Origin of the sequence: Neobacillus sp. C211, assembly GCF_051842875.1 — a bacterium.
GTDB lineage: Bacteria > Bacillota > Bacilli > Bacillales > Cytobacillaceae > Neobacillus.
In genome coordinates, this window is record NZ_JBPXRO010000010.1 from 136,712 (window position 1) to 158,610 (window position 21,899).

General features: G+C 36.5%; 22 protein-coding genes and 1 pseudogene. 6 read left to right on the top strand and 17 right to left on the bottom strand.

The genetic code is table 11. The annotated features are described in order from the left end of the window. Nucleotides 1-41: 41 nt before the first annotated feature. Nucleotides 42-2,795: a dynamin family protein gene (locus ACSU6B_RS11780; protein ID WP_410885384.1), complete on the bottom strand. Its 2,754-nt coding sequence runs from the start codon at nucleotides 2,793-2,795 to the stop codon at nucleotides 42-44. Nucleotides 2,796-3,237: 442 nt separating this feature from the next. Then, nucleotides 3,238-4,842 carry an acyl-CoA dehydrogenase family protein gene (locus ACSU6B_RS11785; protein WP_410885386.1) on the bottom strand — a complete coding sequence of 535 codons (1,605 nt, stop codon included), beginning with the start codon at nucleotides 4,840-4,842 and terminating at the stop codon, nucleotides 3,238-3,240. A 158-nt stretch (nucleotides 4,843-5,000) separates the two neighbouring features. Between ACSU6B_RS11785 and ACSU6B_RS11790 the strand changes: the two genes are divergently transcribed. Both ACSU6B_RS11790 and ACSU6B_RS11795 read left to right on the top strand, forming a co-directional pair. Further along, the gene (locus ACSU6B_RS11790) at nucleotides 5,001-5,507 is read left to right on the top strand and encodes a hypothetical protein (protein ID WP_410885388.1); all 507 of its coding nucleotides are present in this window, start codon (nucleotides 5,001-5,003) and stop codon (nucleotides 5,505-5,507) included. A 17-nt stretch (nucleotides 5,508-5,524) separates the two neighbouring features. Further along, a complete protein-coding gene (locus tag ACSU6B_RS11795; RefSeq protein WP_410885390.1) occupies nucleotides 5,525-5,791 on the top strand; it encodes a zinc ribbon domain-containing protein in 267 nt (88 codons plus the stop codon). 533 nt (nucleotides 5,792-6,324) lie between these two features. Here the strand turns inward: ACSU6B_RS11795 and ACSU6B_RS11800 are convergent. From ACSU6B_RS11800 to ACSU6B_RS11810, 3 genes are all read right to left on the bottom strand, one after another. Continuing rightward, nucleotides 6,325-7,221, bottom strand: coding sequence for a TIGR03943 family putative permease subunit (locus ACSU6B_RS11800; protein ID WP_410885392.1), 897 nt, complete (start codon nucleotides 7,219-7,221; stop codon nucleotides 6,325-6,327). Between the two features lie 10 nt (nucleotides 7,222-7,231). Continuing rightward, nucleotides 7,232-8,101, bottom strand: coding sequence for a permease (locus tag ACSU6B_RS11805; RefSeq protein ID WP_410885394.1), 870 nt, complete (start codon nucleotides 8,099-8,101; stop codon nucleotides 7,232-7,234). A 384-nt stretch (nucleotides 8,102-8,485) separates the two neighbouring features. Continuing rightward, nucleotides 8,486-8,755 carry a TIGR03943 family putative permease subunit gene (locus ACSU6B_RS11810; RefSeq protein WP_410885396.1) on the bottom strand — a complete coding sequence of 90 codons (270 nt, stop codon included), beginning with the start codon at nucleotides 8,753-8,755 and terminating at the stop codon, nucleotides 8,486-8,488. Nucleotides 8,756-9,140: 385 nt separating this feature from the next. Between ACSU6B_RS11810 and ACSU6B_RS11815 the strand changes: the two genes are divergently transcribed. Then, nucleotides 9,141-10,199, top strand: coding sequence for an N-acetylmuramoyl-L-alanine amidase (locus tag ACSU6B_RS11815; protein WP_410885398.1), 1,059 nt, complete (start codon nucleotides 9,141-9,143; stop codon nucleotides 10,197-10,199). A 244-nt stretch (nucleotides 10,200-10,443) separates the two neighbouring features. On the opposite strand, the pseudogene ACSU6B_RS11820 reads toward ACSU6B_RS11815, so the two are convergent. The 7 genes and pseudogenes from ACSU6B_RS11820 to ACSU6B_RS11850 form a co-directional block, all read right to left on the bottom strand. Continuing rightward, nucleotides 10,444-10,632: pseudogene (locus tag ACSU6B_RS11820) on the bottom strand (GTP-binding protein); the annotation flags it as partial. Between the two features lie 171 nt (nucleotides 10,633-10,803). Beyond that, entirely contained in the window at nucleotides 10,804-11,709 is a 906-nt protein-coding gene (folE2, locus tag ACSU6B_RS11825; RefSeq protein ID WP_410885400.1) for a GTP cyclohydrolase FolE2, read from the bottom strand. 82 nt (nucleotides 11,710-11,791) lie between these two features. Then, nucleotides 11,792-12,304, bottom strand: a complete 513-nt coding sequence (locus ACSU6B_RS11830) for a MogA/MoaB family molybdenum cofactor biosynthesis protein (protein ID WP_410885449.1) — start codon at nucleotides 12,302-12,304, stop codon at nucleotides 11,792-11,794. Nucleotides 12,305-12,397: 93 nt separating this feature from the next. Continuing rightward, nucleotides 12,398-12,973, bottom strand: coding sequence for a dCTP deaminase (dcd, locus tag ACSU6B_RS11835; RefSeq protein WP_410885402.1), 576 nt, complete (start codon nucleotides 12,971-12,973; stop codon nucleotides 12,398-12,400). A gap of 191 nt (nucleotides 12,974-13,164) precedes the next feature. Further along, complete coding sequence (gene rpmG / locus ACSU6B_RS11840) at nucleotides 13,165-13,314, bottom strand: 50S ribosomal protein L33 (protein ID WP_144548409.1); 150 nt, start codon at nucleotides 13,312-13,314, stop codon at nucleotides 13,165-13,167. A gap of 23 nt (nucleotides 13,315-13,337) precedes the next feature. Beyond that, complete coding sequence (locus ACSU6B_RS11845) at nucleotides 13,338-14,519, bottom strand: GTP-binding protein (protein WP_410885404.1); 1,182 nt, start codon at nucleotides 14,517-14,519, stop codon at nucleotides 13,338-13,340. Between the two features lie 89 nt (nucleotides 14,520-14,608). Then, nucleotides 14,609-15,610, bottom strand: a complete 1,002-nt coding sequence (locus ACSU6B_RS11850) for a CobW family GTP-binding protein (RefSeq protein WP_410885406.1) — start codon at nucleotides 15,608-15,610, stop codon at nucleotides 14,609-14,611. Nucleotides 15,611-16,125: 515 nt separating this feature from the next. Between ACSU6B_RS11850 and ACSU6B_RS11855 the strand changes: the two genes are divergently transcribed. The 3 genes from ACSU6B_RS11855 (at nucleotide 16,126) to sufU (ending at nucleotide 18,067) form a co-directional block, all read left to right on the top strand. Then, entirely contained in the window at nucleotides 16,126-16,518 is a 393-nt protein-coding gene (locus ACSU6B_RS11855) for a (2Fe-2S) ferredoxin domain-containing protein (RefSeq protein ID WP_410885408.1), read from the top strand. Nucleotides 16,519-16,533: 15 nt separating this feature from the next. After that, nucleotides 16,534-17,523 (top strand): CobW family GTP-binding protein, encoded by a 990-nt coding sequence (locus ACSU6B_RS11860; RefSeq protein ID WP_410885410.1) that lies wholly within the window; start codon nucleotides 16,534-16,536, stop codon nucleotides 17,521-17,523. Nucleotides 17,524-17,614: 91 nt separating this feature from the next. Continuing rightward, complete coding sequence (sufU, locus tag ACSU6B_RS11865; RefSeq protein WP_168244403.1) at nucleotides 17,615-18,067, top strand: Fe-S cluster assembly sulfur transfer protein SufU; 453 nt, start codon at nucleotides 17,615-17,617, stop codon at nucleotides 18,065-18,067. A 140-nt stretch (nucleotides 18,068-18,207) separates the two neighbouring features. On the opposite strand, the gene ACSU6B_RS11870 is transcribed toward sufU, so the two are convergent. From ACSU6B_RS11870 to ACSU6B_RS11890, 5 genes are all read right to left on the bottom strand, one after another. Beyond that, on the bottom strand, nucleotides 18,208-19,383 hold the full coding sequence (locus ACSU6B_RS11870) for an FAD-dependent oxidoreductase (RefSeq protein ID WP_410885412.1): 1,176 nt from the start codon (nucleotides 19,381-19,383) through the stop codon (nucleotides 18,208-18,210). 22 nt (nucleotides 19,384-19,405) lie between these two features. After that, nucleotides 19,406-19,759: a hypothetical protein gene (locus tag ACSU6B_RS11875; protein ID WP_410885414.1), complete on the bottom strand. Its 354-nt coding sequence runs from the start codon at nucleotides 19,757-19,759 to the stop codon at nucleotides 19,406-19,408. Between the two features lie 75 nt (nucleotides 19,760-19,834). Next, complete coding sequence (gene rpsN, locus ACSU6B_RS11880) at nucleotides 19,835-20,104, bottom strand: 30S ribosomal protein S14 (protein WP_410885416.1); 270 nt, start codon at nucleotides 20,102-20,104, stop codon at nucleotides 19,835-19,837. 354 nt (nucleotides 20,105-20,458) lie between these two features. After that, on the bottom strand, nucleotides 20,459-20,812 hold the full coding sequence (locus ACSU6B_RS11885; RefSeq protein ID WP_410885418.1) for a DUF1980 domain-containing protein: 354 nt from the start codon (nucleotides 20,810-20,812) through the stop codon (nucleotides 20,459-20,461). 3 nt (nucleotides 20,813-20,815) lie between these two features. Beyond that, nucleotides 20,816-21,832 (bottom strand): permease, encoded by a 1,017-nt coding sequence (locus ACSU6B_RS11890; RefSeq protein ID WP_410885420.1) that lies wholly within the window; start codon nucleotides 21,830-21,832, stop codon nucleotides 20,816-20,818. Nucleotides 21,833-21,899: the final 67 nt, after the last annotated feature.

The window sequence follows — 21,899 nt, forward strand, 5'->3', positions numbered from 1 at the left end:
TAAAAAAGGAAGATGCCTCGGACACCTTCCTTTTCCAAATATTAATAGACGGTTTGCATACCTTTTCCTGCCACCGTCATCCACTCAAACTGACGCAATCTAACTTCAAACAATGTCAACGGATCGCGGAACATTTCTGGATTGGTATTCATATTCGTAAGCATTTCTTGGTTTGTCTGGATTCCTAATCTTGCTTCCTCCACTGAACGATTTAACAGATTCAATGGACTCTTGAAAAATAGGGTAACATCTCGCTCCAGTGATTTTTCAAACAGCTCAAATTGCTGAAAAAACTGTTGCTTGACGGCAGAAATCGCTTCGATATACTCCTCATTTTCTACAAATGATTTGTATTTGTTAAAAAGCAGTGCTTTATTTTGTGTCATGGCACCAAACAGCTTACCAGCACTTTTTAATAAAAATTGAGACGGGGTTCTGCGCAGCAGAATATTGACAGTTTCCAACTGGAAGCGACTTGTCATCCGGTCAGTATCACGGTGCCAATCATCGAGCACTTTAAAATCGCAATCAAGGCTGAGGCGTTCTTCCCCATACATATGATTAAAGCCTTCACCTATTTCATTCAAGAATTCCTGACCTTGCCCGAACTCCTCTTTGCTTCCCTCGATCCATTCTTGAAGCAAGCGGTAATATTTTGGCATGACCGTCTGATCTAGGTACACTTCCAGTCTCTTGTTCATCTCATCATTAAGTTCTAAGTGAATCTTGCTAAAATTACTGTCTTCTTTAATGAAAGAAGAACACTCTTGAAGCATCTTTGGAACAGACTCTGATATATCCTTTTCAATTGAAGCTTTGATGGCACGGTAGGACTGCACCACTGCTTTTGTTTTTTGGTTCTCCGTATCCTTCAGTTGATTTACGGCCCCCGTTAACTTCTGGAGCATTTCTTCATTCCAACGCACGGATTCTACCAATTGATTTTCAACATCAATCCGTTTTTGCATAAGGCTGGCAATCGTGGTCCGAATATAGAACAACAGCTTTGCCAACCGCTTATCTTCAATGTTTCTCATATTTTTAATGGATTGGATAAACTCTTTTAAGTCCTTAAGCTGCTGACTGCTTTCATATTGCGATGAAAAAGCAAACACGAAAGCATCCGGTAAATAGGATTGAATCCTCGCCCTAGTTTCATCGAAAACTCTTATTGCTTCCTGCTCATTTACAAGCGTATCGGTCTTACTCAGTAGAAAATGTACTGGAATATCAGGAGCTAACTCTTGAATCTTTGCAAGCACTGACCTTTCTTTATCCGTAAACGGTGCATTTGCATCGAGCACAAAGAGAACGGTATCTGCTAATTGCAGATTCTTCAATACTTCATAGGAATCATTATAGTTTCCTTTTAGGCCAGGGGTATCAATTAGAGCGACCTTATTTTCCTGTAAAAAGGCGTTCGGACGCCTAAATTCAATCATAGATTCCAACGCATTACGGCGTCGATCCATTCGTTCTTGAAAATCAGAAAAACCAGATAAACGAGTCTTTTCTCGATCAGTAATTTCTATGATTTCTTCTTCCTTGGAATCTTTAAACATGACCACAGAAGAGGTTGGGCTGTCCTGCAAATCCTCTCCGAGAACCAAATTAACAAAAGTCGATTTTCCACTTCCGCTTAACCCGGTAATTAATAGATGTTGTTTGTCAAAATCGACTAATTGCTCGACAATCCATTTTACTCGATTATTCTCGCCCATCTCATTTGATTGGGCCCAATTCGTAATAGCATCAAATAGTGTCAGGCACTCCTCTAATTCGTCCATATCAGTTTCCGTAATACTGATCAGTTTTTCAGCCTCACTAACGATAGACATACTTATGCTTGCTGGAAAAAGCTCATTCCATGAGAGCACGGCAGCTGCTGCAAGCACGGTATCTTTACGATCGGCAAGTCGTAACCAATTTGTTAGGAAGTCTGGAATAAAATCCTGCAGACTTTTAATGAAATACCTTCCATCAATTAAGTTGAAAAATGCTTCCTTATGGAGACCTGAAAGTACAGATAAGTTTCTATCCCGACTGATTTCAAGGTTTAATAACAAATGGTTCATTTCTCTTATCCAAGTAAAATACGATTCTTCATTCTTATAGCTGTCCCAAAGGGCGGAAATAAGCTTCTCAAATTTTTGTTTATTCAGACTAAACACTTCAAGTAAAGCCTGTGAAAAATAACTCGGCGCATGACTTCTAGCCACACCATTTTCCACATAGGTAATGATCATATCGTACCAGTCTAATGATTCCGTCCGTTTTGCCTCGTTTACTGCTAGTTCAATCGCATGATTCCAATCCTGCTGCTCTTCAAAAAAAGAACGAGCGATTTCCGTTACGTTCGGATAATCTGGGTTTGCAGCAATTGTTTTTTTAATCACCGACAAGGCCAGGTCGAGCTTTCCTCGCTCTATATACAACGAAAATAACTGTAAGGCCACTTCCGTATTTAGGGTGAGATCATTGGTTTGAATTGCACAATAAAGGTCTTCAGCAGTCGATAATAAACCTAACTCATAATATGCATCCGCAGTATTTTTCTTTGCCCAGGGTTCAAGTTCATTGATTATATTCTCCCATTTAAAAATGGCAGCCTCATAATCTTTATGATGGAAGTACACTTCCCCCTGCGCAAAGCGAATAGACGATAAATCAGGCAGGTCCTTTAGCGCTTCCTCCTGAAACAGTTCACCAAGCACCTGGATCGGATGAATATTTTCATGTTCATTAATGAACATTTCATAATACGTTTTCTGTTTTAATTGCGTCTCTAATGTCATATCTTTCCCTCCAATTACACCACTCTCTGTCATTCATATGGAAAAGAGGCCTAATTATTCTATATACTATTCGACGGATTTTCTGATTATAAGTCCTAATTATACGATTCTACCAGAGCAATTTTTTAAAAGGATGTCATTTGTATTTCATTTTGGAGACAAAGAAAAATAATTAATGACACTTACTACATATTTTACAGAACTTATTACATATTTTCAGACTCTTATTACATATTTAACGAAACTTACAACATTCGCCGGATATTATTGGTAAAATGTTGATTATTAGACGTAAAATGAATTCTTATTTTCAAATCAAACTAAAAAAATAAGCCCACCATGAAATGGCAAGCTTCATAGAGTTCACTTATCTAACTGATAAAGGTTTCTCACTCTTCGAATTCAAAACAATTTCCGAAAAGTATTCGACTGTCCTCATTTCTTAATTAAACAAATAAGAAGACTTCCACGTCTCCTCTAAAAATACCTCCATTACCATGAGGGCACGGCGGTCACCGCTTGCTGCCTGTTCAAGCGCGACAATACTCTCAAGAATTTTCACCATAAGTTCGGCCGCCTTTTTCGAGTGAAAGGTTTTATGATCTGCGGATGCCGTACGTAATGATTTCGATAGGTTCTGCAATTGAATTAATTTATTTTCAACCAAATAAGTCCATTCGGATGGCAAATGGGCAACCCCCCGTAAGCGTTGACTCATCTTTTCTAAAAACAGCTCTTCTGCCTTATACTTCTCGATTAAACGCAAAACCTCTAATCCGAGAATATTGGCCGTTCCTTCCCAGACAGTCAAGACTTGGGCGTCCCGCAATAGTCTTGGAGTGACGAAGTCTTCGATATAACCATTCCCGCCGTGCATTTCAATCGCTTCATGTGCATAATGAATCGCTTGTTCTGCCGTTTCTTTTTTCAAAAGGGCGATGTAGAGACGATTAAGAATGGCCTCCTTTTGACTTGCTTGATTATTCATAACGCGCTCAAATAAAGGAAGATAGCTAAAAACGGTGCGGGTTTCAATTTCCAGCTTTACTGCAAGCCGTGTCAGCGTGTCTTTGACCATTGGATAGTTTGCGAGCTTACTTCCGAACGCATCCCTTTTTAAAGCATATTCCTTTGCTTCATAATAAGCTCTTCTCATAATTCCTAATGAGGCAACGGCATTGCAGACTCTTGATAGATTTAGAGCTTCCATCATATAGTAAAAACCTTTCGCTGGATCGCCCACAACAAAGGCATCTGCGCCATCAAATTCCACCTCAGCAGAAGGGACTGCCCTGACACCGAGTTTATCTTTTAAACGGCGAATACGAATCCCATTAAGTGTTCCGTCCTGGTTTCGCCATGGCACTGCAAATAGAGTCAGTCCCTTCGTTCCTGATGGTGCACCTTCTTTCCGCGCTAAAACCATAGCGACCCCGCACATACCGGCATTGGAGGCAAAGTACTTTTCTCCATAAAGTTTGAAATGATCTCCTTCTTCAACAGCTTTCGTCTCATTCGCACCGACATCAGAGCCTCCTTGACGCTCTGTTAAAAATGTCGCACCTTCATAGTGTGGAACTTCACCTGTTGAGAGGACATGCGGCAAAAATTGCTCCTTCATTTCTTTCGAAGCATATTGGTTAAGTAAATAAGCAGTAGCCATCGACAATGTGACTGGACAGTAAAATCCAGGCTCTGTTTGCGAGAGAAGATACCCTTGTGCATAAGAATATATGTAATTTCCTTTTTTCCCGAGTCCTGGAATTTCTTTATGAACATAACCAACTATTCCAGTATTGTAAGTTTCTTCAACGGTTCTTCTATAGCCCTCGTTCACCCATACTTCAGAAATATCTACACCATAGGCATCATATTTGTTTAAGCGCGGCTGTCCTTCCCGGTCCGTAAACCTTGCCCGATCATCGATAGCAGTTGCACATTTCTCACCAAAGACAGTTAACTCCTTGTCTGCATATTCAAAAAAGGGTTGATCGAGTAACTCTTTAAGCAAGGATTGAAACTGCAAATCATCTTTGTAAAAATTCATCAAATAACCTCCTGGTTTATTTTTCAGAATAATCAATAAATAAATTATACCACTTTCTAATTCAGTTAAATATAAGTTTAAGTTAAATTTGGACATTCTTTCTTTTTCATCCACTTTCAAAGTATAATTGGTTCAAATAAATAAAGGGGAAATCTAAGTTGGAAAAGGAACAAGCTATATTTTTAGCTAACTGTATCGAATCCTTTAATTCATCGATCTATGAGATTAAAAAACTTGAAATTACGGGCGGAAGCCTCCAAAAGTTTCATCAATGGACTAATGGAAAACCAACGTTAGCAGCATATGAGGTAACCAGGCCAGATAGCGATACGGGTTATTATTTTTTATTCATTGATTGGCATCGTAATGACAACTATTATTTAGTCATTTATGCACATGATCGGTCCACAACCTGCGCAGAGATACGACAAATCCAAGAAATTGATGGGGTGCCTCATATTGTCTGGGGATACAAACCATTTAAACGGGATGGAAAAAATGACCAAAGAAAAGCCTATTTTAAACAAATGTTTGGTTCAACAACCGTTCAAATCAAACTGCCTTCTACATTACTTGAGGTTGAAGTATTTTTGGGACAATTATTTAAACTGTGTCAAAACCGGCTAAAAGCAGACCGGATTGTGGATGTTTTTGACTTTGAATAAAGAATGGAGTGATAAAAATGACCACCTATAAAAACTGTCAAAGCTGTGGAATGCCGTTAACAAAAGATGAACTTGGGGGCGGAACGGATAAGGACGGAACGAAGAGCACCAAGTATTGCAGCCACTGCTATTTGAACGGAGAATTCACATTACCTAATATTACAGTTGACGAAATGAAAGAAAGAGTAAAACAAAAAATTGTTGAATTTGGGATGCCGAAGTTTATTGCGGGGATGTTTACAAGAAACATTCCGAAGCTGGAAAGATGGCAAGGAAAAGCGTAATCGCCCGTTTAGCGGCGTATGGACTGGAGCGCTCCAACTGGATAAAGGAAACACGAAGAGCGTTAGCGCATTCGTGCTTGACTTATCGTAGGGCGGAGAGCGAAATACACTAGCCGCTGGGCGCTGGAGCTAGACAGTTATCAAAGTTTAAATGATTTTGCTTCCTTAGCTATAGGAAAAGGAGGCTTCTGGCCTAGGCTTAGGATAATACCAGAGGCATTAGGTACAAGAGATACTAAGTTAAAGTTCTGAGGAGATACAAACGTCCATGGAGCTATCATCCATAACATAAGTTACACAATGGTGACGATGACCGACCAGAGAATATTGACAATAGAGCTAGGGAAATCGCCTGGATACCCATTCCTCCCACAAGCGTGCGGGTAATGCCCACCTTATCTGCCAAAGATGGATTGAAGAGAGAGAAAAAACATAATCTAGACTAAGAGATGGATCCTTTTCCAAGCTCTTTTGTTTTTCTATATTTCCATACTTAAATCGACAAAAAAAAGACCCCAAATAGGGTCCTTTAATTAATTCAAAGTGTTTCTATAAACATAAGGGTCATTAGGCTTTGGAATGGTTTTGTAGCTTGTTACTTTTAAAACAGGAATTTTGGTTTTCATTTGTGGATAATAAACTGTATCCATTGTTCCTGTTACTTGATACCATTGGTCATTCGGAATGTGTACGTTTTTCGGGAATTGAATCATCATTCCAAAGGCACCAGAGTCAGCGACACAATGAATGAGCCCAAATCGAAGTAAAAACAGCTGGTTAGGTTGTTCTCCTGGACCATTGTAAGTAAATCCTTTCATGGTAAGAGTTTTCCCTGCAAAAGCCCCTGAAAAATTATACATTACTTCTAACCCGACTAAATAGTCTTTATCCGTTAAGGTAATATTATTTTTTGGAATATAAGACTTAGACTCTTTCCTTACTAAATCCGTAAAGTCAGCTTGGTTCATGAATTTACTCATATCAGGATTTAGAACTTGATGCGTCCCGTAACGATCACTTCCGTCTTCTAATGTCGGAAATGAAAACCCCTTTGCATCCACTAGCTGAGAATCAAGAGTTGCCACTGGCAAAACTACTCCAGAAATAGCAGGAATTAACACAAGAGTGTAAGCCAAGAATTTTTTTATCTTTTTTCCTGCCGATTGTTTCTTTTTTTCGTGACCATGATCATGATGGTGTTCATGGTCATGATGATCGTGGCTACAATCACAATCACGATGTTTCTCTTTCTTTTCTCCAGAAGACCATAATTTAATTCCTTCGATAACTGTAAGTATAAATAAAATCACGATCATACTCGCAGATAAGAAGCTATATTTCATGTTTATATATTTTGAAATGTTTCCTGTGGTATGCAGCATAAAAAACAAGTTTGTTGTAAATATTAAAATAAGGACTTTAAACATCATCCCACATCCTTTACAAAAGAAGTGAACCAATGAATACAAATGAAGTAATTAATGAAACTAAAAGAACCGCAAATTTTGCCTTAAAAGACCCAAACATCATAAGTAAATTTTTAATATCTACCATATTGCCAAACACTAAGAAAGATACAACTGAAGCTTGGGGAAAAAAATTACGAAAAGATGCTGCTACAAAAGCATCTGCTTCCGAACAAACAGATAAAATAAAAGCTAAAGCCATCATAACCAATATAGCAGTTACGTGCGTACCGCCCAGTGTTGTTAATATCCGTGTAGGTACATAAACTTGCATAGTAGATGCAATTAGTGCACCCAGCACTACGTATTTTCCCATACTAAAAAATTCGTCAACGGTGTGGTTAAAAACACTCATTAATTTTTGTTTAGTATTTTGGTGAGAATGGTCATGAGTGTGTAATTCACTATTTTCCTTTAATGGATTCTCTTTTATAACAAAAGATAATACAAGGCCAACTAAAATAGAAACACCGATCGCTAACCCTGCTCGGTACCCTACCATCGTCCAGCTATCTCCGAAAGCAATAAATGTAGCAAATAAAACAATTGGATTGATAATTGGGCCAGAAAGCATAAAGGAAATGGCTGCATGTGGGGCGAGCCCCTTTTTTATGAGCCTCGAAACGATGGGAACAATGCCACATTCACACCCTGGAAATAATACTCCCATTAAACTAGCAGCAATAACAGATAAAAATCTATTTTTGGGTAGAATTCTAAGTAATGTATTTTCAGAGATAAAAACTTCAATCAATGCAGAAATAAATGCCCCCACTACAATAAAAGGGAATGCCTCGATGACGATACTTATAAAAATGGTGTTTAATTGTAATATTCGGTCCATGCAATTTCCTCCTGTGGTAGAACACAATTGGTTTCTTTAAAAAAACAAATCAAAACATATCAAAAATATCACTAATTTGATATGTTTTGATTTTCCATATGGGGTAGATATGTTTCCCATTAAAATATATTAAACAATTTTTGTGACGAAAATGTTAACAGTTCAAAAGAATTTTCTAAATGTTTTATTTGAAACCAATAATAATTAGAAATAGAAAATCCAGCACAATTACGGCTGGATCTCTCTGTATTGGTAATGGTTCGTTTACCCAAAAATGATTCTACTACTTAAATGTGAATATTTTATGAATAGATAAAAATAAATGCCTTTAATCTTGTTTTTAATTTGATGGAGTAATCATTTTTTTCATTAATAATTAAAGGGCTATTCAATTCTAATACCTACATCAAACACATAGGGTGCCTGTGGAGCAGTAATTTTTGAAAGCTGGTTAATTTTTAAAACGGGAATTGTCTCCCCATTGAATTGGGTTTGCTCAATTTTTCCTGTTACTTGAACCCATTTATCCTTCGGCAATGCAGCTACCTCTCCATTTACCATCATTCCATATACCGAGGCATCGGCAACACAACATGTGATCCCAAATCGAGCAACAATAATCTGGTTTTGCATAAATTCTTTTTCCCGATACAAAAATAACCCGTTCGTAAAAGTGTACTTTTTCGAACGATGGATACAGTAAGAAAGAATAAAAATGTCTTCCCTACTTTTAGATGTTATTAAATTTGTTGTTACAGAACAATAATGCTACTAGTTTTTAACTTTTTTGGGAACCTCTCCTTATTCTCCCGGTATTTATCTCCTACCTTTATTTAAGACAAAGCAGGACCAAGAACTGCAATCGAAGAATAAATCATACCAAGCCTAACAAGACAATGGTCAGGCATAAAAAAGCCTTCTTTTATCACGAGTTATTTATCGAATTTTCATTTATTTCAAAAAACTATTATATTTAGATAAACATTTGACCATATTAGTTTTAAGTTTATAAAATCATGGAGGTTAAATAGAAATCAAAATGAAGAACTTAAGACTAATTAAGGTATTGGCAATTCTTAGTGTTCTTGTATTATCCTTCCTTGTTGTTCTTTCTCAAAAGAAGTATCAAATTAACATATCAAAGAATCAAGCTGGATGGGTTATCAATGTTAACTATAAACCGGCAGAGGTGAAATCTAAAACTAAAACTCCCAAACGAGTACAGGCGCAGGTGAAATCTAAAACTAAAACTCCCAAACGAGTTGCCCCAACTGAAAATATAGAAGCAACCGTAGGAGTCAATGGTTTAAACGTTCGAGACCAACCAAGTTTATCTAGTTCGGTAATAGGAAAATTAAATTTGGGAACAAAAATAACCGTCAAAGATGAACAACCTGGATGGGCAAAAATTGAATCTTCTTCTGGCGTTCAGGGGTGGGTGTACACAAATTACATCGCTAAAGACACAGCTAGCAAAAATGAAACACAACCTGTTAGTGGATCCACAACATCAACAGACCGTATTCAAAATAGTCAGGAGCCCCTTAAAGGAAAAACCATTGTTCTTGATCCAGGTCATGGAGGGAGTGATGATGGGACGACCAGCATTATTGGAACATATGAAAAAACATTGACCTTAGTAACAGCTAAAGTTGTTAAACATAAGCTGGAAGCTGCAGGTGTTAATGTTATTATGACTCGGACAAACGATACTTATATTTCCTTAGAACAACGGGCAGACCTCTCAAATAAAAACCATGCGGATGCTTTTATAAGCTTTCATTACAATTGGATAGAAGATCCATCGATAAATGGATTGACTGATTTTTACTATCAAAAATCAAGAGATAACATTTTGGCATCGGATATTTTAGAGGAGGTCATCAAAACAACGGGATTAAAAAACGATGGAACAAGATTCGATGACTTGGATGTTTTACGAAACAATTCACGACCAAGTACACTAATTGAACTTGGCTTTCTTTCTAATAAACAAGATGAGGCGGTTGTGGAAAGCTCTGCTTACCGTGATAGGGTAGCCCAAGGGGTTTACCTAGGGTTACTCGATTATTTTTCAATCAAAGAACAAGTAACTTAAAAAAGATCAAAGACACAGACTATAAAATCTGATGTCTTTGATCCTATTTGTGTTTTTAGATTAGTTATTAACGCTTGACTAACGCAATCTTTCGTAAAAGTTTGTTAAAAACAGAAAACGTTCATAAAAACAGCTGTTGTCTAATTTCAAATCAATTTATATTTCGACCACTCCCTTGATTCGGTGAGTATAGGTCATAACGTGATTGTGCGAATGATAAGAACGCTCATTGTTTTTTTAATAGAGAAAGCATGCTGTTCATTATGACCGGCACCTCATCATTGATAAGTAGGCCATCCAAATTGACATCTCCTATCTCGTTCATGATTACTGCAGGTCGTTTCCCGTTCAGTTGAAGATACTTCAACATATTTGACAGTAAAGTCGTTTTTCCACTACCTAAAAATCCCGAAAGGACATATACAGGTATCACTTTCTTTTCATCTTCCTCTCTAATTCCTTAAATTAGTACCAAACTAGCTTACTATCGTTAAATGTATGGATATTATTTAATATGTAAAGTTTGATTTTTATCATTGTTTCAATTACTTCATTAGATTTAAGAAATCATATTCCCTCACTCTAATAAATAAGGTTGAAAGTATTAATTATTTGTTTTATCAAATGATACAGAAGCATACGCATCATGAAGATGGATGGATTCTTCATTACGACATTCTACTTTAAATGATTGGATAAATGGTACTTCATATAGGTCTGCGGCCACAAGGCGAACCATGTCCTCGACAAAGCGAGGGTTTTCATAAGCTTTTTCAGTCACTATTTTTTCATCGGGACGTTTTAAAATTGGGTGAATTACAGCACTAGCGTTGGATTGAGCAGCATCTAACAGAATAATTTTCCAGTCAATCGATTCATCATAATCATCCATTAACAATGCATTTATTTTAATGAGCCCCCGTTGATTATGAGCACTGTACTCACTAATTTCCTTCGAACAAGGGCATAAGGTGGTTACAGTACAGGTTAATTCAACCTTTCTTTCTACAATCTTTCCATTTCGATAAGAAAACAAGATTCTTGCATCAGCACAGTTCAATCCTGTAAGAAGAGATGCAGGGGCTGTTTGTTCATAAAACCAAGGGAAACTTACTTCTAGTTTTGCATCCTTTTGGCCCAAACGCTCTGATAATTCCTTTATAAAATCGGATAGTTGTGAAAAGGTTAAGGTAAATCCTAGTCTTCGATACAGCTCCAATTGTTCGGTAAAACGACTCATATTTGTTCCCTTTACATTATGAGGAATAGTGGATGTAAGCGTAAAGGTAGCAATAGTAGTTTGCGTTAGCGGCTCTATCGTTGAGATAACAGTAACAGGAGTTTTAACGTTTGTAATACCAACGGCATCTAGTTCAAACAAGAAATTTTTCTTCATATTTTGTAAATCTGACATCTCTTCTTTTTCGCTTGGCTTCGTTCTTAATCCTGGTTCTATGGAACCAAACAGCTTTAATCGTTCGCTCTTTGGGGGAAGTTTAAAATTTTTCATACATACACCTTACTCCTTTATAATCAATAAGCATTACATATTATTAAATTAATACCATTTTAATAACTCTCAACTCACCCTTTTAGGAGTCTTTACGTATTTCTCTGACTACATGGGATATCTCTGGTATAATGAGTTTTTCCATAGCTAGTTTGACTGCCCCACTTGATCCTGGCATGGAAAAAATAGTAGTATTATAAGCTACACCAGCAATTGCTCTGCTTAAAATCGCTGCAGAACCAATATCCTCTAAATAACTAAGCATTCGGAATATCTCCTCAAATCCTGTCAGTTCCTTTTCTAATAAACTTTGAACAACCTCCACTGTAACATCACGACTTGCAATACCTGTCCCACCATTTATTAAGACAACATCAATCTCTTTATCAAGACATCCCTTTTTAATTGCTTCTTCAATTACCTCAAAATCATCTGTAACGATTTCATAATCATGTATTATATGAGAATTTTCTTCTAACAACTTGATAATTAAGTTTCCACTTTTATCTGTTTCATTCGTCCGTGTGTCACTGACTGTGATGACTTTGCAATTTACTTTTTTAGGCGATTCTTTCTTATGCTGCTCAACACCCATCATCTTTCCCTCCTCTTGATTACTTTCATCTATATTTTCTTTTCATATTAGAAAATTAATCTCGCATTTAATCCAAAAAATAAAGAGAGGAAGTTAATCAAATTCTTTAAACTTGTAGTTGTACCTTGAATTTAATTCCACAGATTCTTCATCTAAATAGACTCTGCTTTCAGTGGTTCTGTTTTGACAACAGTACTTTCCTATATAGGGAGTCGTTTCTTGATCTAAAGTTGCTAGGACCAACTGACAGATACGCATTCCTGCTTTTAATTCGATTGGAACATGGTTAGCATTATAAAGTTCTAAAGTGATATGCCCTTCAAAACCTGGGTCCACCCATCCGGCGTTTTGAATAAACAGGCCTAATCTTCCAATGGAGCTTCTCCCTTCTACAAAAGCTGTCATATTATTAGGTAAGCGGATCCACTCAAGGGCAGATCCTAATACGAAGGATTGAGGAGGTATAATAATAGTATTTCTACAAAATTCTTTATAGTCGGCGGGATTGTCAATTGTAATTAGTGGAACAACCTTTTCATTCACTGTTAAAAAATGATTGGATAACCTTAAATCAACAGATGCAGGCTGTAATTGTAACTGTGATAAAGGCTCAATCATTAGCTCCTTCTCATTTAACTTCTTCATAATGGTCTTATCAGAAAGAATCACACTCTAACCTCCTATCATATTCAATTTGCTTTTGCCCAAAATACTTAGGTTAGTAGACTTCTCGTTATTATTCTATGAAGAAGTACTATCAGTGTATTGTTCCCTTTAAAGTGATTCTAAAAAGTATGCGCCTTTGTCGAATAAAGGCGCACAAACGATAAAATGTTTTATCCTAGTTACGTAAATCTTTCCTATTTTGTTTCGCGATGCAATGTATGTCTTTTTAAACGCGGGCAATATTTTTTTAATTCCAATCGATCTGGATGTGTTCGTTTATTTTTTGTTGTAATATAATTTCGATCACCTGTTTCTGTACATGCTAACGTAATTTTTACTCTCATATTAAATTCCTCCTAATTTTGTTTTATGCTTCCACAAATGGCGGTAGTGGATCTTTAAATGTAGACCACTCTATCGTTAGCTCCTCTTCGATTAACAAACAGTCATCAAGAGTTTTTTCAATCTCTTCCTGGTTCATGTCGATTCCAATCATAACAAGCTCTGTCAAGCGATCCCCAAAAACTGCATCCCATCTCTCCTTCAATTCCGGGTCTTCCTGTAAAATTTCTTGTTGTTCCTCTTTAGGATAGGCTGCAATCCACTCTCCAGCCCCTTGAAGTGTGATGGACGGGCCGGCTTGTGACAGCAATGCTGCAATATTATTACGGGATGCTATCCATAAGAAGCCTTTTGCCCGAACAACTTCTACAGGCCATTCTTCTAACCAGTTCATTAATCTTTCCGGATGAAAAGGACGTCGTCTGCGATAAACGAAAGATGTGATTCCATACTCCTCTGTTTCCGGTATATGTTCATTATTTAATTCTTTTATCCAGCCGGCACCTTGGCTTGCTTTTTCAAAATCAAATAGTTTTGTATCTAAAACTTGTTCCAGTGGTACTCTGGAATGATCTGTTTCAATAATGCAAGCATCCGGATTTAGTTTTTGAAGGACTGATTTTAATTCATGTCTGTCTTCTCCTTCTACCAAGTCCACTTTATTTAACAAAATAACGTTGGCAAATTCAATTTGGTCAATTAACAAATCGACTACTTCTCTTGTATCGGTTTCGTCTGTCCCCTGTTTCCGATCAAGCAGGCTTTCCCCGGAAGCAAAATCTTGCCAGAAGCAATTTGCATCAACAACAGTCACCATGGTATCTAGCCTGCAAAAGGCCGATAGATCAATTCCTAAATTTTCATCAACGTAGGTAAACGTCTGGGCAACGGGTATCGGCTCACTAATGCCGGTGGATTCAATCACAATGTAATCAATGTCTCCTAGAGAAGCAAGCTTCTCCACTTCTTTGATTAAATCTTCCCTCAGCGTGCAGCAAATACATCCATTCTGCATTTCCACCAGTTTCTCTTCTGTACGCAAAAAGCCTCCTTGTTTTACTAAAGACGCATCAATATTGATTTCACTCATATCATTAACAATCACAGCAACCTTTTTATTTTCCCGATTAGCTAAAATGTGATTTAATAATGTTGTTTTTCCTGCTCCTAAATATCCACTTAATACGGTTACTGGTATTTTCCTCACTTTTATTTCTCCTTTTTAAACCTGAATGATTACGATTTAGATGATATACCTTTACACCTGATCATTTGAATTATTCTTTCCATGCGAAATTAAGATAACGAAAATTGGGAAGCATAAGAGTTTTGAATAGTCGTAATGTCTATATCTTTCCCAATTAACACCATACAAGGATCTACTGCAATTTTTAGCGGAAAATCCCCTATGTGCACTTGATTCGAACTGTATTGAAATGGATACAATCCCGGTTTATCTTGCAAGAATATGTATCCTTTTCCACGCATAATCCCTTCTGGTAATGACTTTAACCATTTTTTTAGTTGTCTTTTCGTTACAGAAGGCACTTCTTGAAATGTTATGGTTTTAATGCTGGTGTGCTGTACATGATCATGATGGTGTTTATGGTGACTACAAGAAGAATGCAGGGAATCCCCACAACAATTGGTTTGATGTTGATGTGAAAAGACAGTCGTGTTCGATCGTTTTTGTAATAATTCTCTTAGATCAACATTTCCATATGATGTCTTTATTACCGGTGTATTGGTATCTAGCAACTTACTTATTTTCACTTCAACTTTTTGTAATTGTTTTTCTTTCATAAGATCAACTTTATTGAGAACAACCATTGTTGCCCCCTTAATTTGGTTTTTAAGCAAATCACGAATGGTTTTCGAAGTAAAAATATCTTGATTATCTAAGTATGCATTTGCATCAATCATACTAATGACGGATTGTATGTCAAACGAATTCACAAAAGGGGGACTGGCGATTACTTCTACGATCTCTAACGGATTGGCAACACCTGTTCCTTCAACGAATAATACATCTATCGGTTTTTCCATGTGTGACTCTACCAGAGTTGTTAAGGTAGCTTTTAAATCCTCTTGAATGGAACAACAGATACATCCATCCAATAACTCAAATACATTCTCGTCTTCAAACAAGTGATTTTCAACATTCACACTCCCTAGCTCATTTAAGAGGATGGCAGCCTTCTTTTTTTGTGCTTTACAATATTTTAATAAATTGAGCAGTAATGTTGTTTTTCCGCTTCCCAAAAATCCTGAAATAATATAAGTCGGTATTTTTTTCAAAATAATCCTCCTCTTCTACCAATGGGTATAATACCTAAAACTTCGTCTTATATTCCAACAAATTTGACCAACATCACCCATAATTAATTGATCAACACCCCATTCTCTCAACGAAATATAAATCGTAATTATTACGATTTATATGATAGCAATTGTTAATTTACCACTTTTTTATTTTTTGAGCAAGTTCTTTGTTAAAAATATTAAAATTATTTGTACCTTTTGTGTTATACCGTAAGTTCTATAATTTTGGCTCCTTATGACATATACTACTAAACCTGAATGAGACAGCACGTCCCCTACTTACTGATTGAACCCATGTTTATCCAATTTATGTTGCATATGGATTAAACATAGGTTAAAATAGCATTGTTTAAATCGTAATGATTCCGTTTTATCTCTAATATGTTGTAAATAAAAGGAATGGATGTAATAGGTGTAGTAAAAAAATCGAGTAAAGACAGCTATCGATTTTAAATCGTAATAATTTCGATTAAAAGAAAGGAATGGAAAATATGGCTACATGGGATCTAAGTAAAACTAAAAATCATGTTCTAATATGTAATGGGAGCAGCTGCAGCCAGGTGGGTGCAGAGGAACTAACACAAGCAATTCGTAAAGAAATCTCAGACCGAAATGCCGACGACACTATCCATACAACCCGAACTCGTTGCAATGGAAGATGCCAAGATAAATGTGTTGTCATCTCCTATCCTAATGGGACTTGGTATAAAGATTTAAAACCTGAGGATGCCTCTATCTTCATTGATTCCCTTCTTGCCGGTAAGGTTTATAAAGAAAAGATAAGCCATTTATTTAATGGTGAAGGTTTTGAACGTGTAAACGGAGTAGTCACCGGAATACAGAAAGACAAAGAAAAAGTAAGCAAAATTTCGAAAATACTTTAAAAGGAGTAGAGAATAATGACTTTTGTAGGATCAAAGAAAATCCCAGTCACCATTCTGACTGGATATTTAGGTGCAGGAAAAACAACACTTTTAAATCGAATTTTAACGGAAAAGCATAACCAAAAGATTGCGGTTATTGTCAATGAATATGGAGAAGTTGGAATCGACAATCAGCTAGTGGTTGGTGCAGATGAAGAGATTTTAGAAATGAACAATGGCTGCATCTGTTGTACAGTACGTGGGGATTTAATTCGCATTTTACGCACACTCGTTTTTTCAATGGAACAAGGAAAAACGAGCTTTAATCGAGTTTTGATTGAAACAACGGGATTAGCGGATCCAGCTCCAGTTGCCCAGACATTCTTTATGGATGAATTACTATCCGAAAAATTTGAAGTGGACAGCATTATTACCGTTGTCGATAGCAAACATATTACAAAGCATTTGGATAGCCATGATGAAGCGCAGGAACAAATTGCCTTTGCAGATGTACTTATTTTAAATAAAACAGACTTAGTCTCAGAAGATGATCTAAATAAGTTGGAACGAAGAATTAGTCAAATGAATCCAACAGCAAAAAGATTACATGCAGAAAATTGCAATATTGAGCTAGAAAATATTTTAGGTATTCACACGTTTGACGTAAACCGAAAGCTTGAAATTGATCCCCATTTCTTAGAGGATCATCACCATCACGACCATGATTATAAGGTATCATCGGTTGCATTCCAAGAGGAAAAGCCACTTGATCTAGACAAAGTTGACCAATGGATGAGTTACCTTATTCAAGAGAAAGGGGAAGACTTATTACGCTATAAAGGTATACTTTATGTTAAAGGTATACAAGAACGGATTGTTTTTCAGGGTCTTCATATGCTGTTTTCAGGACGACCTGACAGGCAATGGAAAGAGAATGAAAATAGAATCAGTGAACTCGTTTTTATAGGGAAGGATTTAAATAAAGAAGAATTAGAACAGCAATTTAAAAATTGCATAGCAAATTGACAAATCTCTTTATGATACTAACAATCAACTATCGGAATATTAGGAAGAAAAGTTATGTAAAGTTACGATAAAAGGGGGAAACAACTATACCATGCTTGATAACCTCTACCGACAAGTTATCATGGACCATTATAGTCACAAAAGAAATTTTAAGGAACTTTTCGGTAGTACAATCAGAAAAGTCCATTATAAAAACCCTACTTGTGGGGATGTAATGACTTTATTTATTGAACTTGAACAAAATCAGGTACGAAAAGCAGCGTTTATAGGGGAAGGCTGCAGCATTAGTATGGCATCTGCCTCGATGATGACGGAACTCATTAAACATAAATCAGTTAAAGAAATTTCATGCTTACGAAATGCTTTTGAACAGTTAATCCGATATGGAAATATAACTGAAGGGATTGACCTTGGTGACAGCCTATCACTTCAAGGGGTACATCAGTTAAAAGCTAGACACAATTGTGCATTAATGACCTGGCAAGCTTTAGATAAGATTATAAAAAATGAAAAGGATTATTGTACTCCTTTAAGTAGGTATTAGAACTGGAAACTGATTACTATCGCAAAGAAGAACAAAAAAACTAATTCCAACGGATTAGTTTTTTTGTTCTTTTATTATGCTATTTCTATCTTATTATAAGTACTTTCAAATTAATAACCCGTTAATAGACTTATATTCTTTTATAAATGCTTTACGATCCGTTCGGCTGCTTGTCTTGCTCCAGAAATATTACGGGCAATCGGGCCCATTTCAAGCTCTGCTAAAGCACCGGTAACATATAAATCCTGACCCCATTGTAAGGTTTTCGATACGATAGGATACCCGCATTCCGCACAAGGTAAATCCAAAGTCTCTACGATTGGCAATATCCATTCACTTCCAGGGAGGCATGGTAAAAATCCAGTTGCAAGCAGTACAGTCCCTGTTTTTGTAATAAATTTTCCATCTTTGTCGAAAAGATGAATGCAAGCATTCTTAATTTGACCTTGAACGATCTCCCCTTCTTCAATAACAAGGGATTCATTTTTGATCCGATTTACTAACTTTATATATAAGTCATGGGGAATGGAACCCCTATGTCTGGCACTTAATATTTCCTCCCTCCTTTTTACATAACTTTCTTCTTTGTGAAATGCATTCTGCAGTTTTGGACCTAACCAGCCTGGATCGCTATCAAAATAATGGATCCTGAATGGATGCCGTTTCAACAGCGTGATTTGATTTGGGTACAGATCACTCAACTTCAGTGCCAAATGAATAGACGTTATTCCTCCCCCTACAATTGTAATGGGAAGCTTCATCCTTTCGAATTCAGGTATCGTTTCATCAAAAATATGATAAACACTTCCAGGAGATTGTTTATCAAGATCCATTGCCCAATCCGGTAAATTGGGCTGTTCACTTATTCCAATGGCCAATACAAGCTTTTTCCCCTTTATTTCACGGCCGTTTTTCAACTGTACCTGCCAGCCCTCACTTGTTTTTAATACCTCCTGTACCTCTCCTTGAACCCATGTCTCTCTTATCATTAGGTCATTTACAAGATGATCACAGTGATCGTTAAACATTTCCAGTGATGGACGCTTATATTGACCATAAAAGGCAGTACTTTGATGATAGGAGCCCTTCTTTACAAATGATTGAAGGCTAAATGGATCAACGTCCAAATGATGAACGGATGGGGAACGCAAATATGGCATCGAGATCATCTTCGTATTTCGCTTCCAATTCGCTAATGGTTCGTTATTACGGTCGATGATCGCAAGTTTATCCACCTTTGTTTTTCCCGTTTTCAGCATAAAGACTGCTAGCGTTACTCCTTGAATTCCACCGCCAATAATTACCCACTCATACATAAAAAACACCGCCTATAACTGACTAAGAAACAAATATAAAAGCCCACTGGTTATCCTTTCTTCCTTTCACATATCTCATCATCTCCGTACAATCAATCCACTTCATGCGATTACACCTTTCATCTATCACCTGATCAATTTCTGCCTGTGCCTCATCCATTAAATCCTTTATGTATGAAATATGGAGTGAAAAATGGTCTGCTGCCTCCTTAAATGGTGACTTTTCACAAAGTAGATGAATAAACTGTTCCTCATTTATAGCGATTTCCTCCAATTGATTTTCTTTACTCTCTATAAACTGATAGATTTCCCGCTTCCGATCCGGTAATTTTAAAACAGCACTACGATGTAAAAATTTCCATAAAATTGGATTCATTCTGTACACCTCCATATTTCCAGATATAGTTCAGCCGCCAAATTTCTCAATATGGCGGCTGAACGAGTATAACACCTACCAACTTGATTTCTTCACTCCCGGAATTTGCCCTTTATGAGCGTATTCCCTAAAAGCAATCCGAGACATTTTAAACTTTCTTAAATACCCTCTTGGTCTTCCTGTTACCTCGCATCTATTCTTTAAACGTGTCGGTGATGAATCTCTAGGAAGTTTCCCAAGTGCCTCAAAGTCCCCTTTTTCTTTTAGCTCCATACGAAGTGCCGCATACTTCTTTACCATTTCCTGACGTTTCTTTTCTTTTACTATTTTCGATTTTTTTGCCATTACTAGTGCCTCCTATTATTATCATCCAATCTCATTTAAAACGTAATCATTACGTTTTATAAAGCATACTCATCGATTTCACTCTTTTTTGCGAAACAAGTTACGATACATTAAAGGGATACAAATCAAAATCATTACGATTTACATACTAAAAAAATAGATCAATTTTGAAGTATTTTTTTATTAAAAACGGGTCTTTCATTTTCCCTTCCTTTATTTTGATAATCGCATATTATTATAAATCGGAACCATTACTATTTTCAAGTTTTTCTTCAGGAAAACGGATATTACTTTGACTAACCAGACGTCCATTGGTCCAACAATGTTGTTCACATCTTTCTCATTAGAAAAACATTACTCTTTGAAAGGGACTTGAACGGTATCAATAAAATCATTTAAAACCAGAGACAATATAATCACAAAGATGAAAAAAGAAGATTTCATGAAGATACTGAACAGTGAAGAAGATGGATCACACACTTCACAATCGCAGTCTGCCCCATTTAAATCGCTGTTCAAAAGACGGAAAAAACCGATGATAAAAAGGCTTATCATTGCAAACAACAAAAAAGGAATCATCTTGGGTTCCAGTATAATCAAGATTTTTTTTGATACATAAAGCTTAAAAATTACTAAACTAATACCAATTAAAAGGATTCCTTGTAATTCATTGTTGAATTGCCAAATAGGTACTTGCTTTTCCTTCATTCTTTAATAACCTCCATTTATTAGGTGTCCTGCCAGCAAGGACAGAAGCAGTACTGTTATCGTAACAACAAGAAAATAAAATATGACAAATTTAATTTTGAATGAAGATAACATCACAAATACATTCTTTAAATCCAAAATTGGACCATAAACTAAAAAAGCTAATATCGCACCTGGATGAAATACATGTCCCAGAGAAGCCGCAACAAATGCATCCGCTTCAGAACAAAGTGAAAGAATAAAGGCAAACGCCATCATTATGATTGTTGAGTTTACAGGGTCTTTTGCCGGTTCAATTAGCATAGATTGCTGAACATACACTTGAGCAATACTTGCAAGAAATGCTCCGATCATAAACACCTTTCCTACAGCAAAAAATTCCTGGCAAGTATGATGCAATACCCCCTTTAGCTTTGAAGCTCCTCGGTTTTGATTTAATGACCTGTAAAGAGTCAAATCTTCCATATTATTTTTCAGAATGTTCACTTTGTTAAGACTACCATATATTACTGTTCCCGCAATAACAGCTGTCAATATACACAAAATAAATCGTCCGTATAGAATTTCAGGCTGCTGTTGAAAGGCATAATAGGTAGAACCAAATACAACAAAATTCAATATTGGTGCCCCAATCAGAAGTATGGTCCCGGCATGCACTGGCATCCCCTTTTGAATCAATCTTCTGACTACCGGGATAATTGCACATTCACACACAGGAATGATGACAGATGCAAGTAATGCTGTAATCATTGCAGGGATTGGCCTTTTGGGGATCAATCTCTGTATGATATCTTCGGATACAAATATTTGAATCACCGATGCCATAAATGCACCAAAGACGATAAAAGGAAGTGCTTCGAGTAAAATCCCAAGAAAAACAACAAATACTGTCTTCCATTCACCTTGAAAAATAACTCCTATGATTTGAGGGATTTCATCATTTCCAAAGAAAAAAAGATACACAATAAACAAAAATAAACCAAATAGGAATATGTCCTTTAAAGAAGATGAAATCGTCATAATATAACCCCTTTTAAAACGAAATGATTACGATTTATTATTATGCTTGTCTACTTTAAGACATTCC

Excerpts from the sequence above, each read along its gene's own strand:
- ACSU6B_RS11780 (WP_410885384.1), bottom strand. The coding sequence starts at position 2,795 with ATGACATTAGAGACGCAATTAAAACAGAAAACGTATTATGAAATGTTC.
- ACSU6B_RS11785 (WP_410885386.1), bottom strand. The coding sequence starts at position 4,842 with ATGAATTTTTACAAAGATGATTTGCAGTTTCAATCCTTGCTTAAAGAG.
- ACSU6B_RS11795 (WP_410885390.1), top strand. The coding sequence starts at position 5,525 with ATGACCACCTATAAAAACTGTCAAAGCTGTGGAATGCCGTTAACAAAA.
- ACSU6B_RS11800 (WP_410885392.1), bottom strand. The coding sequence starts at position 7,221 with ATGATGTTTAAAGTCCTTATTTTAATATTTACAACAAACTTGTTTTTT.
- ACSU6B_RS11805 (WP_410885394.1), bottom strand. The coding sequence starts at position 8,101 with ATGGACCGAATATTACAATTAAACACCATTTTTATAAGTATCGTCATC.
- ACSU6B_RS11815 (WP_410885398.1), top strand. The coding sequence starts at position 9,141 with ATGAAGAACTTAAGACTAATTAAGGTATTGGCAATTCTTAGTGTTCTT.
- folE2 (WP_410885400.1), bottom strand. The coding sequence starts at position 11,709 with ATGAAAAATTTTAAACTTCCCCCAAAGAGCGAACGATTAAAGCTGTTT.
- ACSU6B_RS11830 (WP_410885449.1), bottom strand. The coding sequence starts at position 12,304 with ATGGGTGTTGAGCAGCATAAGAAAGAATCGCCTAAAAAAGTAAATTGC.
- rpmG (WP_144548409.1), bottom strand. The coding sequence starts at position 13,314 with ATGAGAGTAAAAATTACGTTAGCATGTACAGAAACAGGTGATCGAAAT.
- ACSU6B_RS11855 (WP_410885408.1), top strand. The coding sequence starts at position 16,126 with ATGGCTACATGGGATCTAAGTAAAACTAAAAATCATGTTCTAATATGT.
- ACSU6B_RS11860 (WP_410885410.1), top strand. The coding sequence starts at position 16,534 with ATGACTTTTGTAGGATCAAAGAAAATCCCAGTCACCATTCTGACTGGA.
- sufU (WP_168244403.1), top strand. The coding sequence starts at position 17,615 with ATGCTTGATAACCTCTACCGACAAGTTATCATGGACCATTATAGTCAC.
- ACSU6B_RS11870 (WP_410885412.1), bottom strand. The coding sequence starts at position 19,383 with ATGTATGAGTGGGTAATTATTGGCGGTGGAATTCAAGGAGTAACGCTA.
- ACSU6B_RS11875 (WP_410885414.1), bottom strand. The coding sequence starts at position 19,759 with ATGAATCCAATTTTATGGAAATTTTTACATCGTAGTGCTGTTTTAAAA.
- rpsN (WP_410885416.1), bottom strand. The coding sequence starts at position 20,104 with ATGGCAAAAAAATCGAAAATAGTAAAAGAAAAGAAACGTCAGGAAATG.
- ACSU6B_RS11885 (WP_410885418.1), bottom strand. The coding sequence starts at position 20,812 with ATGAAGGAAAAGCAAGTACCTATTTGGCAATTCAACAATGAATTACAA.
- ACSU6B_RS11890 (WP_410885420.1), bottom strand. The coding sequence starts at position 21,832 with ATGACGATTTCATCTTCTTTAAAGGACATATTCCTATTTGGTTTATTT.